This is a genomic window from Curtobacterium sp. MCLR17_054 (genome assembly GCF_003234335.2).
Lineage (GTDB): Bacteria > Actinomycetota > Actinomycetes > Actinomycetales > Microbacteriaceae > Curtobacterium > Curtobacterium flaccumfaciens.
This window is the reverse complement of record NZ_CP126263.1, coordinates 3,438,732-3,451,716: the sequence shown is the minus strand read 5'-3', so window position 1 is coordinate 3,451,716 and position 12,985 is coordinate 3,438,732. Positions and strand designations below refer to the sequence as shown.

Below are 12,985 nucleotides of genomic sequence, written 5' to 3'. Positions count from 1 at the left end.
CTCCACAACCGCCCAGGCCTGGAGGCCCGTCCACAGTTCCCGACATCGGCCTCCGGAACGGATGGCCGGTCCGGCATCGTCACGTGCATGAACGAGTCGCTGCCCATCCTCCGAGCCTCCGCCATGCACGAGGCCGGCCTCGACGCCACCACCCTGCGCCGCCGAACCCGGACCCAGGGTGTCGGCCGCCTGGTCCGGGTCGGGCCGAACGCCTTCGTCGACGGTGCCGCGTGGGACGCCGCCGGGCCTCGTCAGCGGTACGTCACCCGGGTCTTCGCGCGGCTCGGGCGCCTCGGCACGCGGGCGACGGCCTCGCACCTGTCCGCGGCGGCACTGCACGGCCTCCCAGCGCTCGGCGGGTGGGACGTCCCGGTGCATGCGACGGTGCCGGAGTCGATGTACCGGGGCCGGAGCGCCGAGCTGGTCCTGCACACGAGACCCGTCGGTCGGGGCGAACGGGCCACGGTCGGTGCGATCGCGGTCACCTCCGTCCCCCGGACCGTCGTCGACGTGGCGATGACCGGCGACCTGCGGGCGGGCGTCGTCATCGCGGACGCCGCACTGCGACGTGGGTTCGACGACGCCGATCTCCGACGAGCGGTTCCTCCGAAGGCCCGCGCCCGAGCCCTGGCGCAGCAGGTGCTCGACCTGGCCGACGGGCGCTCCGGGTCACCGGCCGAGTCGCTCGCTCGGGTCGTGTTCCGGGAGCTCGGGCTTCCGGACCCGGTGCTGCAGCAGGAGTTCGCCGTCGGCGGACGTCGGTCCGCAGTGGACTTCTGGTTCCCCGACCACGGGGTCATCGTCGAGATCGACGGACGGGCCAAGTACTCGCAGGAGCGCTACCTGGGCGGCCGGAGTCCGACCGAGGTGTTCCTCGACGAGAAGCGGCGGCACGGTCGCTTGCTCACCGTGCCGGGTGTGCGGACGATCATCCGGCTCGAGTGGCGAGACCTGTTCGACCTCGATGCGCTGGCGCTGCGACTCCGGGCGGCGGGGCTCCCGTGCGCGGTCCGACCGGTCCGGAGCGCTCGGCTCCGTACGGGGTGACCGCCCGGCGCCGCGCGGGGCGACCGTCCGGCGCCGCCCGGCGCCGCGCGGGGTGATCGTCCGGCACCGGTGAACCGGCACAGCACGCGCTGGCTAGCGTGGCGGCATGGCAGTGCAGGAGATCTGGCTCGTCCGTCACGGCGAATCGGTCGCGAACGTCGCGGCGGCTCGGGCCGAAGCCGCGGGCGACGACGTGATCGACGTCGAGTTCCGGGACGCCGACGTCCCGCTCAGCCGGCTCGGCACCGATCAGTCCCGTGCCCTCGGCCAGGAGCTCGCCGACCGCGGGATCGACGACGTCCCCGTCGCGCTGTGGGTGTCGCCGTACCTCCGTGCGCAGCAGACCATCGCGATCGCGCTCGAGGCAGCCGGCATCACCGAACCCGAGAAGCGGGTGGACGAGCGGCTGCGCGACCGTGAACTCGGCGTCCTCGACCTACTGACCCTGCAGGGCGTCCGCAACCGGTACCCGGACGAGGAACGCCGGCGGCAGTGGCTCGGCAAGTACTACCACCGGCCGGCGGGCGGGGAGTCGTGGGCGGACGTGATGCTCCGGCTCCGGTCGCTCCTCGGCGATGTCGAGCGGGTCGACGGCGCCGAGCGCCTGGTGATCGCCGCGCACGACGCCGTGGTGATGCTCGCCGTCGCGGTGTGCCTCGACCTCGACGAGCCGGCGCTCATGGAGTTCGCCCGGACCCACGCCGTCGCGAACGCCTCTCTCACCCGACTCCGTCGTGACGATGCCGGATCGCCGTGGGTGCTCGAGGAGTTCTCCTCCATCGGACACCTGGACGACGACGAGGTCACCGAGCACACCGGCCGGAAGGACGACGAACATGTCCACTGAACCCGTCACCCCGAACTTCCTGCGGGACTGGCCACTGCCCGAACCCGGTGCCGGCAAGTACGGCCGCGGGCAGGTGCTCATCGTCGGCGGCGCTGCTCGGACCCCCGGTGCGGCGATGCTCTCCGCGCTCGCCGCACTCCGCGTCGGCGCCGGTCGCCTCACCCTGGCGGTCGGCCGGAGCGTCGCGAACGAGGTCGCCGTCGCGGTGCCCGAGTCCGGGGTCGAACCCCTCGACGAGGACCAGGACGGACACATCGCCGTCGGTGCGATCGAGGGCATCGCGGACAGCGCCTCGAGCGCCGATGCCGTGCTGGTCGGGCCGGGGCTCGACGAGCCGGACGGTTCGCGTGACCTCGTGGCCGGGCTCGCCGACGTCGTCGGTCCGCAGACCACCGTCGTGCTCGACGCCTTCGCCCTCGGTGTGGCTGCCGACGTGCGGGACCGCCTCGAACCGCTGCGTGGACGGCTCGTGATGACGCCGAACTCCGGCGAGGCCGAACGCCTGCTCGGGCGGGAGTGCAGCGACGACGACGTGGCCGACGCCGTGGCGATCGCGAACCGCTTCGGAGCGGTCGTGGCCCTCGGCGACGCCATCGCCACACCGCAGGGTCGAGCGTGGCTCAAGGGCACCGGCTCCGGCGGTCTCGGCACGAGCGGCAGTGGGGACGTGCTGTCCGGTGCGGTCACCGGCCTGCTCGCCCGCGGCGCCGATCCGGCGCAGGCCGTGGCGTGGGCGTCCTACGTGCACGCTGCCGCAGGCGACCGGCTCGCGGTGCAGGTCGGACCGCTCGGGTACCTGGCGAGCGAACTCGTCACCGAGATCCCGCGGGTCCTGGTCGAGCTCGGGGCCTGAGCGCGCCCGTTCTTTCCCAGAACGCCCGCGATACCTAGCGTTTTCGGGCATACCTGCCGAGAACTTCCGACCAGGTACGCCCGAATCGACCAGGTACGCCCGGAACCACCAGGCCGCCCGACCCCGCCCGAGCCCGCCGCGCCGCCCGCACCCCTACCCCCGCAGCGACTCCACGGCCTTCTCGATCCGCCGGGCCCGGGTCTCCGGGGCCTTCGCCTGCGTGACCGGGTCGGCGAGTGCGCGCTGCCGTGAGTTCGACAGGGTGTCGAACGCCGCACGAACGCCGGCCCCCTGCAGCGCGGCGGCCAGGTCCTCCGGCAGGTCGACGGTCCGGGGCAGGGTGTCGACCTCGAGCGAGACCTCGACGGTGTCCCCGGCGGCGATCCCGGCGGCCGCACGGTGCGAGGCCGACAGCGGCACCAGGAACTGCCCGTCCATGACCCCGACGGTGGAGCGGTAGGTGTAGCCCCGGTCGATCGTGACGACCACGGCGGGGCGCTTGCCGGATCCGAGCGCCTCGATGACGGACTCCGGGACGGGGAGTCCGGTCGCCGTCTTCCGCGCTTGCAGGACCGTCGTCGTGAACCGCATCCGTGCCTCCAGGCCTGGTCTGGGCGCGACCCTGCGCCCAGAACGAGCAAAGCGTACAGCCGCACCCGCTGTTCCGCCGTCGTTCACCACCGGAGCACGGGCCGGAAACCGGCCGCGTCCACGATCGAGCAGAACCCGGACACCCGGTCCCCGCAGCACCTTCCCCCACCCGAAAGGCCCACCCGTGCAGCACAAGCGCACCCTGGCCGGCATCGCCCTGGCCGCCGCCGCAGTCGTCACCCTCGCCGGATGCTCCTCGACGAGCTCCGCCAGCACGAGCAAGGGCGACGCCGACTGGAAGACCACCACCAGCGCCGAGTCCGCCGGCGGCATGGACGCCCTGGTCAAGGCTGCCAAGGCCGAGGGCCAGCTCAACGTCATCACGCTCCCGCCGACGTGGGCCAACTACGGCAAGATCATCGACGGCTTCACCAAGAAGTACGGCATCAAGATCAACTCCGCGAACCCGAACGGCTCGAGCGCCGACGAGGTCGCCGCGGTCAAGTCGCAGAAGGGCCAGTCCACCGCCCCCGACGTGCTCGACCTCGGGAACGCCGTGCTGCAGGAGAACCTCGACCTGTTCGCCGACTACAAGGTCGCGAACTGGGACGACATCCCCACGAACCTGAAGGACGAGGACGGCGCCTGGACGCGCGACTACACCGGCCTGATGTCGATCGGGTACGACTCGTCGAAGATCTCCGACGCCCCGAAGGACATGACGGACCTGCTCGGCTCCGAGTACAAGGGCAAGGTCTCGATCGGGGGCGACCCGACGCAGGCGAACCAGGCCGCGTCCGCGGTGTACCTGGCGGCGCTGGAGAACGGCGGCTCGGCCGACGACATCACCAAGGGCGTCGACTTCTTCGGCAAGCTCAAGCAGGCCGGCAACTTCCAGAACGTGCTGCCGACGCAGGCCACCGTCGCCTCGGGTGAGACCCCGGTCGTCGTCCAGTGGTCGTACAACAACCTGGCCTGGGGCCCGGCGGCGGGCGCGAGTGGCAACAAGGACTGGAAGACCGTCGTCCCGAAGGGGCAGGCGCTCGGCTCGTACTACTCGCAGGCCATCAACAAGGACGCCCCGCACCCCGCGGCCGCCCGCCTGTGGGAGGAGTACATCGCCAGCCCCGAGGTCCAGAACCTGTACCTGCAGGCCGGCGCCTTCCCGTCCACCCTCGCCGCGCTGACGAAGTCGGGCAAGGTCGACCAGGACGCCCTCGACGCCGCCGGTGGCGCACCGAAGGACTACGTCGAGCTGACCGACGCGCAGGTCGCCGACGCCGCCAAGGTGCTCAAGGCCAAGTGGTCCTCGACGATGGGGTCCTGAGCAGCATGACCACCGCATCGGCAGACGCGCCCGCGGCGAGCGGCGCAGCCGCGACCGACGCCGCACCGGCGACGAGCGCGACGAGCCCCGTGCGCCCGACGTCCGCACGCGCGTCCGCCGATGCCGTCCGACGCGGTGCCGGACCCCGTGTCCGGCGCCGCGTCGGCCTCGCCTGGCTGGGGCTGACGCCCTTCGCTGCCTACGTCCTGCTGTTCCTCGCGGTCCCCGCCGTGATCGCGATCGGCAGCGGCTTCTTCGACGGCTCCGGAGCGTTCACGTTCGCGAACCTCGCGGCCTTCGCCGACCCGTCCGTGCTGCGGGCGTTCGGCGGGTCGTTCGGCCTGTCCGCCGCCTCCGCGGTCATCGGTGCCGTGCTCGGTGCGGTCGTCTGCTGGGCGCTCTCGGCACTGCGGCCGGACGGACTGGTCCGGTCGATGATCGACTCGGCGGCGAGCGTCCTCGCCCAGTTCGGCGGCGTCATGCTCGCGTTCGCGTTCATCGCCACGATCGGCGTGCAGGGCCTCGTCACGACGTGGTTGGTGACGGTCTTCCACGTCGACCTCAACGCGGACGGCGCCTTCCTGTACACGGTGCCCGGGCTCGTGATCCCCTACGTCTACTTCCAGGTGCCGCTCATGGTCCTCACGTTCATGCCCGCACTCGAGGGCGTCAAGACCCAGTGGGGCGAGGCCGCCGCGACCCTCGGCGCCTCGCGCCTGACGTACTGGCGCCGGATCGCGTTGCCGGTCCTGGCACCGGCGTTCTGGGGGTCGCTCCTGCTGCTCTTTGCGAACGGCTTCTCGTCGTTCGCCACTGCCGCGGCCCTGATCTCGCAGGGCGGCATCGTGCCGCTGACGATCCGCACGCAGCTCACCAGCGAGACGCTCGCCGGCCTGCAGAACGTCGCCGGGGTGCTCGCCTTCGGCATGGTCGTCGTGATGGCGGTCGTGATGGGCGCGTACTCGCTGCTGCAGCGCCGTGCCGCGAGGTGGCAGCGATGAGCGCGGCGGCCCCGGTCCGTCCGGTCCGCCCGGCGAAGCCGGTTCGGCTCGGAGGCCCGTCCCGCGTCCGCCGCTTCGGCACGGCCCCGTCCCGTGGTGCGGCAGCGATCGTGCTCACCGTGATCGGGCTCCTGTTCGCCGTGCCGCTGGTCGCCCTGCTGCAGTTCACCTTCCGGCAGGGCACCGACGGCGGGCTCACCTTCGCGCACTGGGCGGCGATCGGTGACCCGGCCAACGCGTTCACCTACCAGCCGGTGTTCGACGGGCTCGGGGCGTCGCTGCTCATCGCCATGATCACCGTCGGGATCGTGCTGCTCGTGCTGCTGCCCGCCCAGATCATCACCGCGCTCCGCTACCCCAGGCTCCGGAGCGTCCTGGAGTTCGTCTGCATCGTGCCGATCACCGTGCCGGTCGTGGTGCTCGTCGTCGGGTTCATCCCCGTGTACCAGGTCGTCTCGCAGGTCTTCGGGTCCGGCTCCTGGACGCTGGCGTTCGCGATCGGGATCATCACGCTGCCCTTCGCGTTCCGCCCGATCGCCGCCGCCATCACCGCGACGGACCTGATCGTCCTGTCCGAGGCGGCCCGGTCGCTCGGTGCCTCGTGGTGGACCGTCACCTGGCGCGTGCTCCTGCCGAACCTGCGCCGGGGCATCACTGCCGCGTGCTTCCTCACGATCACCGTGGTCCTCGGCGAGTACACCCTGGCCGCGTTCCTCTCCCGCAGCACGTTCCAGACCGGGCTCGTGCTCGTGCAGGGGACCGACCCGTACGTCGCCGCGATCTTCTCGGTCGCCGCGCTCGCGTTCGGCTTCGTGCTGCTCGTCCTCATCGGCCGCATCGGGACCCGTCGCCCGGGCCGCGTCCGCCGCACCCGCACCACCCGTCGTCCCCGCCTCGAGGAGTCCGCATGACCGTCACCGCTCCGGCAGCCCCGGCGTCCCTCGCCACCACCGGTGCCGTCGTCGAACTCCACGCCGTCGAGAAGCACTACGGCGCACACCGTGCACTCGCGGGACTGTCCCTCCGTGTCGAGCCGGGGGAGTTCGTGTCACTGCTCGGCCCATCCGGTTGCGGCAAGACGACGGCGCTCCGCGCGCTGGCGGGCCTCGAGGCCATCGACGCCGGCTCGATCCGCATCGACGGGCAGGACGTCGCCGACACCCCGGTCAACAAGCGCGACATCGGCATGGTCTTCCAGCAGTACTCGCTGTTCCCGCACATGACGGTCCGGCAGAACGTCGCCTTCGGCCTCGAGATGCGCCGGGTCCCCGCCGCCGAGCGCAAGAGCCGCGTGGTCGAGGCCCTCGACATGGTCCGCCTCGGCGAGTTCGCCGAGCGGTACCCGCACCAGCTCTCCGGCGGGCAGCAGCAGCGCGTCGCCCTGGCCCGTGCCCTGGTCACCCGCCCCCGGGTGCTCCTGCTCGACGAGCCGCTGTCGGCCCTCGACGCGAAGGTCCGGGTGTCGCTGCGCGACGAGATCCGCCGCATCCAGAGCGACCTCGGCATCACCACCGTGTTCGTGACGCACGACCAAGAGGAGGCGCTCGCCGTCTCCGACCGGATCGCCGTGATGCAGGCGGGCGACATCGAGCAGGTCGGCACGCCCGAGGAGCTCTACCGCACCCCGTCGTCGGCGTTCACGGCGGACTTCGTCGGCCAGTCGAACCGGCTGCAGGGCGATCTGCGCGGGGGCGACGTCTTCGTGTACGGGTTCCGGGTGCCGGCGCTCGACTCCTCGGCTCCGGACGGGCCGGTGCTCGCCTACGTCCGGCCGGAGGACATCGCCTTCGCCCCGGAGGGCATCACCGGCACCGTCGTCACCTCGAGCTTCCTCGGCTCGATCCGCCGGACCACCGTCCGCCTGGACGACGACACCGTCGTGACCGTCCAGCACGAGGTCGGCGACCGCCGGGCCACCGGCGACCCCGTCGCCGTGCGCCTGCTCGGCGCACCGGTCGCGGTCGCGCCGCTCGCGTAGCTCCCCCCGCGAAAGCGACAGATCGCGCTCGCGACCGCGCTCACCGTCGCGAAAGCGACAGATGGGCGCGGATGCTTCGCGGACTTCTGTCGCTTTGGCGGGGTGGGCGCGACCGACGGCGGACGGGAGGCCCGTGGCGGCCTGGCACCGCGCCTCCAGACCGGTGGGGTCAGCGCTGGAAGCGCGCCTCGCGCTCGTCCGCCAGTCCGGCCTCGACGCGCGCCCGCATGTTCTCCGACATGTCGGGCAGGGCGTCGAGCCGAGCCCAGAACGCCTCGGTGTTCTCGCCGTCGGCGGGGTTCGGCGTCCCGGAGACGTACCGGCAGGCGAAGACGAGGTCGAGGTACTGCGACCGGTCGCCGTTCGGGTAGGTCATCTCGGGCAGCACCTGCACCCAGGCCAGGCGTTCGGCGACGGCGACGACGTCGGCTTCTTCCAGGACCTCGCGTTCGGCGGCGACGGCGGGTTCCTCGCCCGGGTCGACGATCCCGGTGACCGGGGTGTACGCGCCCGTGTCGGCCCGCCGGACCACGAGCAGTTCGCGATCGGCGCCGGAGCCGCGGGTCACGATGGCGCTCACGCCCGACAGCCAGAGCGGTGCCGTGCCGATCTTCTCGCGCAGGGACAGGACGAAGTCGGGGGTCGGCATGCCTCCACGCTACCCATGCGACCCCTGTCGCAGACTGGTCATGACCAGTAGGCTTGCCGTGTGGAGATCATCATCCTGCCCACGCCGGACGAGGTCGGTCGCGTCGCCGCGGCCAAGATCGCGTCCGTCGTCGCCAAGAAGCCGTCCGCCGTCATCGGTCTCGCCACCGGATCCAGCCCGCAGGGCATCTACACCGACCTGCAGCGCCGGGTGCAGGCGGGCGAGATCTCGTTCGCCGAGGCCCGTGGGTTCGCCCTCGACGAGTACGTCGGCATCCCGCTCGAGCACCCCGAGTCGTACGCGGCCGTGATCGCCCGCGACGTCGTGGCGCCGCTCGGCTTCGACGCCTCGCGCGTGCGGGTGCCGGACGGCCGTGCCGCCGACCTGGAGTTCGCGGCCAAGGAGTACGACGCCGCGATCCGTGCCGCGGGCGGGATCGACGTGCAGATCCTCGGCATCGGGGCCAACGGCCACATCGGGTTCAACGAGCCGACGTCGTCGTTCGCCTCGCGTACCCGCATCAAGACCCTCGCGCCGTCGACCCGTGACGCGAACGCGCGCTTCTTCGACTCGCCCGAGCAGGTCCCGACGCACTGCATGACGCAGGGGCTCGGCACCATCCTCGAGGCCCGCGAGCTCGTCCTCGTCGCCCAGGGCCCGTCGAAGGCGGCCGCTGTCGCCGCTGCGATCGAGGGGCCGCTCAGCTCCTTCGTGCCCGGTTCGGCCCTGCAGCTGCACGAGCACGCGACCGTCGTCGTCGACGAGGAAGCCGCCGCCGGGCTGCAGCTCGCCGACTACTACCGCTACACGTACGCGAACAAGCCGGCCTGGCAGCGGTTCGAGTAGGCGTCTGGCTCGGGGTCAGGCCCTGGCCGCTGCGGCGAGGCGGCTGAGCCCCTCGTCGAGGGTCTCCGCCGAGCACCCGAAGTTCAGCCGCGCGAAGCCCCGGCCCTGCCGTCCGAACGCCGGGCCGGAGCCGAGCGCCACCTTCGCCCGGTCGACGAGCTCCGCCGCGGGGTCGTCGCCCCACGGCAGCGCGCGCAGGTCGAGCCACGCCAGGTACGACGCCTGCGGCTGCCGGTACTCGGCGCCGGGCAGCACGTCGCCGATCCGCTCGGCCAGGGTGCGCCGGTTCGCCGCGAGCTCGGTGAGCAGTGACGCCAGCCACGGCTCGCCCTCGCTGAAGGCGGCGACGCTCGCCGTGTAGCCGAGGATGCCGGTGCGCTCGACGACCTCGGTCGGCAGTCCGTCGAACCAGGCGCGGGCCCGCTCCGAGGCGCCGATCATCATCGCGCACTTCGTGCCGGCGAGGTTCCAGGCCTTGCTCGCACTCGTCAGGGCGACGCCGAGCGACGCGGCCTCGGGGCAGGACTCCAGGAACGGCGTGAACACCGCGTCGGCGTGCACGAGCGGCGCGTGGATCTCGTCGGACACCACGACGGCGCCCCACTCGGCGGCCAGCTTCGCGAGTGCGACGAGCGACTCGCGGTCGTGCACCAGGCCGAGGGGGTTGTGCGGGTTGCAGAGCAGCACCGTGCGGGCTCCGTCGGCGAACGCCTGTGCGATGCCGTCCAGGTCCATCCGCCAGCCGGCCGTGGTGTCGAAGGGGTCGGCCGGGCCTGCGGGGGCGAGCAGCGGGACCTCGGTGACGGTGCCGCCGGCCTCGGACACGTACTCCCAGAACGGCGGGTACACGGGCGGCATGATGACGACCTGGTCGCCCGGCTCGATGACCCGGCGCAGCACCTCGACCGCCGCGACCGACACGTCCGTGGTGGTGCGGACCAGGTCGGGGTCGACCCGCCATGCCCACCGGCTCTCGGCGAAGTCGGCGAACGCCTCGGGCAGGGCCCGTCCGTGCCCGACGTACCCGGTGTCGCCGTTCGTCACCGCGGTGACCAGGGCGTCGCGGATCGGTTCGGCGAGCATGCTGTCCATCTCGGCGACGAACATGGGGAGCACGTCCGGCGGGTAGGCCGTGTACTTCTCGCTCGTGCGGGACCGGTACGCATCGAAGACGGACACCATGACGCTCATGCGCCCATCCTGACAGCGAGGCACGCGGGGCGCGAGGGTGGGCGCCGGGCAGGGCCGGGCCCGTCGCCGAACCCGACGTGAACAGCGGGAGAGCGGTCGGTGACGCGGGCGGCGTCCCCCGTCCGAGGGGGCTAGCGTCACCGATGTGAACCGATCTCGCGTGCACCGTCGCCCGCTCGTCCGTCCGCTCCCGCTCGCCGCGGTGGCCACGATCGCCGCACTGCTGGGCACGGCGATCGTCGCCGCGCCGGCCGTGGCCACGCCCTCGACGCAGCCCGGACGGACCGTCAGCGATCCCGCGCGGTACGTCGACCCGTTCATCGGCACGAGCAACAACGGCAACACCTGGCCGGGTGCCACGGCGCCGTTCGGCATGCTGCAGTGGAGTCCCACGGGCACCGCGGGTGACCAGACGTCGACCCCGGTCGCGAACGGCTACTCGTACGACGTGAACCGGCTGCGCGGCTTCAGCCTGACGCACCTGAACGGTGCCGGGTGTGCTCCCGGGGCTGCCGGTGACGTGCCGATCATGCCGGTCACGACCCCGGTCACGACCTCGCCGTCGGCCGATTCGAAGGACGCCGTCTACGCCGCCGGGTACTCCCACGACCAGGAGTCCGCGAGCCCCGGCCGCTACGGCGTCACGCTCGACAACGGCGTCCGCACCGACCTGGCCGTGACCACCCGTGCCGGCGTCGGCGCGTTCACGTTCCCGGCCGGAAAGGACGCCAACCTGCTCTTCCGCACGTCGAACTCGATCAACGGCAGTGAGGCCGCGATCACCCGCGTCGACCCCCGCACCCGCACGGTCAGCGGCAGCGTCCTGACCGGCGGCTTCTGCAGCCGCCGCGCGAACGGCGGCGGCGCCACCAACCCGGACCGCCGCAGCTACTACCGCCTCTACTTCACCGCGACCTTCGACACGGCGTTCGCGAGCACCGGCACCTGGAAGGACGGCACGGTCCAGCCTGGAGGCACGTCCTCCTCCGGTGGGGAGGGCTACCTGACCGGCGCCGACCGCGCCGGACGCGGCTCCGGCGCGTGGGTCGGGTTCGATGCGCGTCGCGGAGCGACGGTGCAGGCGAAGATCGGCATCTCGTACGTGAGCGCGGCCGGGGCGGCCGCGAACCGTGACGGCGAGGTGACCAAGCGCTCGACCGTCGCCAGCGTGGCGGCCGGCACACGGGCCTCCTGGAACCGTGAACTGTCGCGCCTGCGCGTCGGGGGCGGTACAGCGGACCGCACCACCCAGCTCTACACGTCGGTCTACCACGCACTCATGCAGCCGAACACGCTGAACGACCGCGATGGGCGCTACCTGGGCCCGGACCTGCGCGTGCACCGGATGGACCGCGGACACCGGGCCGTCTACGGCACGTACTCCGGGTGGGACCAGTACCGGGCGCAGATCCAGCTGCTGGCGCTGCTGCGGCCGGACGTCGCCGGGGACATGGCGCAGTCGATGCTGCGGTTCGCCGAGCAGAACGGCGGGGTGTGGGACCGGTGGCTGCACCTCGGAGCGCCGACGCACGTGATGACCGGCGACCCCTCGGCCGCGACGCTCGCCACCTGGTACGCCATGGGCGTCCGGAACTTCGACGTCCGGGCCGCCTACGCCTCGCTCAAGCGCCAGGCGACGGTCGAGAACGCGGACGCCGAGAGCGACATCGGGTGCCCGGGGCAGTGCCTGGCGCAGCGGCCCGCACTCGACGAGTACCTGGAGCGGCAGTACGCAGCGAACGACGACTGCTCCTGCTGGGGTGGTGCGGCCGAGACCCTCGAGGACTCGATCTCCGACAGCGCGCTCGGGTACTGGGCGGGTTCCCTGGGGCTGCGCTCCGACGCACGGATGTTCGCCGAGCGGGGGACCTACTGGAAGAACACCTTCAACGCCGCCGTCGGCTACCAGGCTGCTCGTCAGGCCGACGGATCGTGGACGCCCGACTGGTCGCCCTCGACCGGCACCGGGTTCGCGCAGGGCACCAGCGCGCAGTACACCTGGCTCGTGCCGCAGGACGTGCAGGGACTGTCGAGCGCGCTCGGCGGTGACGACGCCACGACCGCTCGGCTCGACGAGTTCTTCCACGACAGCACCGGTGCGTTCGCGGTGACCGGTGGCGACGCCACGAAGTTCGACCCGACGAACGAGCCCGACATCCACACGCCGTGGATGTACAACGCCCTCGGCAAGCCCTGGAAGACGCAGGAGACCGTGCGGCAGGTCGTGGACGACGCCTACTCGACCGGCCCCGGCGGCCTGCCGGGCAACGACGACCTCGGCACGATGAGCGCCTGGTACGTCTTCGCCTCGATCGGCCTGTTCCCGCAGACGCCCGGGCGAGCGGAGATGCTCATCGGCAGCCCGACGTTCAGCACGGTCGACATCCGGCGGTCGAGCGGCGAGCGGATCGTCATCCGGTCCTCGGGGACCGAGCCGTACGTGCACGGCGCCCGGTTGAACGGGTGGACGCACGAGCGGTCCTGGGTGCCGGCGTCCTTCGTGACGCGGGGCGGCACGTTGTCCCTGCGGGTCGGGGACACGGCGGACACGTCGTGGGCGAGTGGCCAGCGGGGGCGCCCGGTCGACCGCTGAACACCGCTTGACACACCGTACTTCAGCGGTGATATGTTGACCTCCTCGGGGAGCACGAGGGG

The 12,985-nt window shown here is 72.2% G+C and carries 12 protein-coding genes; 9 read left to right on the top strand and 3 right to left on the bottom strand.

Annotated features, from left to right (window positions below; all coding sequences use genetic code 11):
• Nucleotides 1–87 precede the first annotated feature (87 nt).
• The 3 genes from DEJ08_RS16375 (at nt 88) to DEJ08_RS16365 (ending at nt 2,747) form a co-directional block, all read left to right on the top strand.
• Complete coding sequence (locus DEJ08_RS16375; RefSeq protein ID WP_111054116.1) at nt 88–1,047, top strand: hypothetical protein; 960 nt, start codon at nt 88–90, stop codon at nt 1,045–1,047.
• A gap of 106 nt (nt 1,048–1,153) precedes the next feature.
• A complete protein-coding gene (locus DEJ08_RS16370; protein WP_111054115.1) occupies nt 1,154–1,894 on the top strand; it encodes a histidine phosphatase family protein in 741 nt (246 codons plus the stop codon).
• Entirely contained in the window at nt 1,884–2,747 is an 864-nt protein-coding gene (locus tag DEJ08_RS16365; protein WP_111029028.1) for an NAD(P)H-hydrate dehydratase, read from the top strand. Before DEJ08_RS16370 ends, DEJ08_RS16365 begins: the two co-directional genes overlap by 11 nt.
• Before the next feature lie 153 nt (nt 2,748–2,900).
• On the opposite strand, the gene DEJ08_RS16360 is transcribed toward DEJ08_RS16365, so the two are convergent.
• Complete coding sequence (locus DEJ08_RS16360; RefSeq protein WP_111054114.1) at nt 2,901–3,338, bottom strand: YdeI/OmpD-associated family protein; 438 nt, start codon at nt 3,336–3,338, stop codon at nt 2,901–2,903.
• 184 nt (nt 3,339–3,522) lie between these two features.
• Here DEJ08_RS16360 and DEJ08_RS16355 point away from each other — a divergent pair, with 184 nt between their 5' ends.
• From DEJ08_RS16355 to DEJ08_RS16340, 4 genes are read left to right on the top strand one after another with little or no spacing between them, the layout of a single operon-like run.
• Nucleotides 3,523–4,665 carry an ABC transporter substrate-binding protein gene (locus DEJ08_RS16355; RefSeq protein WP_111029030.1) on the top strand — a complete coding sequence of 381 codons (1,143 nt, stop codon included), beginning with the start codon at nt 3,523–3,525 and terminating at the stop codon, nt 4,663–4,665.
• A gap of 5 nt (nt 4,666–4,670) precedes the next feature.
• Nucleotides 4,671–5,666 (top strand): ABC transporter permease, encoded by a 996-nt coding sequence (locus DEJ08_RS16350; RefSeq protein WP_258367014.1) that lies wholly within the window; start codon nt 4,671–4,673, stop codon nt 5,664–5,666.
• On the top strand, nt 5,663–6,577 hold the full coding sequence (locus DEJ08_RS16345; protein WP_111054112.1) for an ABC transporter permease: 915 nt from the start codon (nt 5,663–5,665) through the stop codon (nt 6,575–6,577). Before DEJ08_RS16350 ends, DEJ08_RS16345 begins: the two co-directional genes overlap by 4 nt.
• Nucleotides 6,574–7,644, top strand: coding sequence for an ABC transporter ATP-binding protein (locus DEJ08_RS16340; RefSeq protein ID WP_111054111.1), 1,071 nt, complete (start codon nt 6,574–6,576; stop codon nt 7,642–7,644). Before DEJ08_RS16345 ends, DEJ08_RS16340 begins: the two co-directional genes overlap by 4 nt.
• Nucleotides 7,645–7,813: 169 nt before the next feature.
• On the opposite strand, the gene DEJ08_RS16335 is transcribed toward DEJ08_RS16340, so the two are convergent.
• Nucleotides 7,814–8,293 carry an NUDIX hydrolase gene (locus tag DEJ08_RS16335; protein WP_017888122.1) on the bottom strand — a complete coding sequence of 160 codons (480 nt, stop codon included), beginning with the start codon at nt 8,291–8,293 and terminating at the stop codon, nt 7,814–7,816.
• 60 nt (nt 8,294–8,353) lie between these two features.
• Here DEJ08_RS16335 and nagB point away from each other — a divergent pair, with 60 nt between their 5' ends.
• Nucleotides 8,354–9,139: a glucosamine-6-phosphate deaminase gene (nagB, locus tag DEJ08_RS16330; RefSeq protein ID WP_110895274.1), complete on the top strand. Its 786-nt coding sequence runs from the start codon at nt 8,354–8,356 to the stop codon at nt 9,137–9,139.
• Between the two features lie 15 nt (nt 9,140–9,154).
• Here the strand turns inward: nagB and DEJ08_RS16325 are convergent, their stop codons facing one another.
• On the bottom strand, nt 9,155–10,330 hold the full coding sequence (locus DEJ08_RS16325) for a MalY/PatB family protein (protein ID WP_111054110.1): 1,176 nt from the start codon (nt 10,328–10,330) through the stop codon (nt 9,155–9,157).
• 145 nt (nt 10,331–10,475) lie between these two features.
• On the opposite strand from DEJ08_RS16325, the gene DEJ08_RS16320 reads away from it, so the two are divergent.
• Nucleotides 10,476–12,923: a GH92 family glycosyl hydrolase gene (locus DEJ08_RS16320; RefSeq protein WP_258367013.1), complete on the top strand. Its 2,448-nt coding sequence runs from the start codon at nt 10,476–10,478 to the stop codon at nt 12,921–12,923.
• Nucleotides 12,924–12,985: the final 62 nt, after the last annotated feature.

Bases quoted from the DNA above. Each gene is read 5' to 3' on its own strand.
- DEJ08_RS16375 (WP_111054116.1), top strand. From the start codon at position 88: ATGAACGAGTCGCTGCCCATCCTCCGAGCCTCCGCCATGCACGAGGCC.
- DEJ08_RS16370 (WP_111054115.1), top strand. From the start codon at position 1,154: ATGGCAGTGCAGGAGATCTGGCTCGTCCGTCACGGCGAATCGGTCGCG.
- DEJ08_RS16365 (WP_111029028.1), top strand. From the start codon at position 1,884: ATGTCCACTGAACCCGTCACCCCGAACTTCCTGCGGGACTGGCCACTG.
- DEJ08_RS16360 (WP_111054114.1), bottom strand. From the start codon at position 3,338: ATGCGGTTCACGACGACGGTCCTGCAAGCGCGGAAGACGGCGACCGGA.
- DEJ08_RS16350 (WP_258367014.1), top strand. From the start codon at position 4,671: ATGACCACCGCATCGGCAGACGCGCCCGCGGCGAGCGGCGCAGCCGCG.
- DEJ08_RS16345 (WP_111054112.1), top strand. From the start codon at position 5,663: ATGAGCGCGGCGGCCCCGGTCCGTCCGGTCCGCCCGGCGAAGCCGGTT.
- DEJ08_RS16340 (WP_111054111.1), top strand. From the start codon at position 6,574: ATGACCGTCACCGCTCCGGCAGCCCCGGCGTCCCTCGCCACCACCGGT.
- DEJ08_RS16335 (WP_017888122.1), bottom strand. From the start codon at position 8,293: ATGCCGACCCCCGACTTCGTCCTGTCCCTGCGCGAGAAGATCGGCACG.
- DEJ08_RS16325 (WP_111054110.1), bottom strand. From the start codon at position 10,330: ATGAGCGTCATGGTGTCCGTCTTCGATGCGTACCGGTCCCGCACGAGC.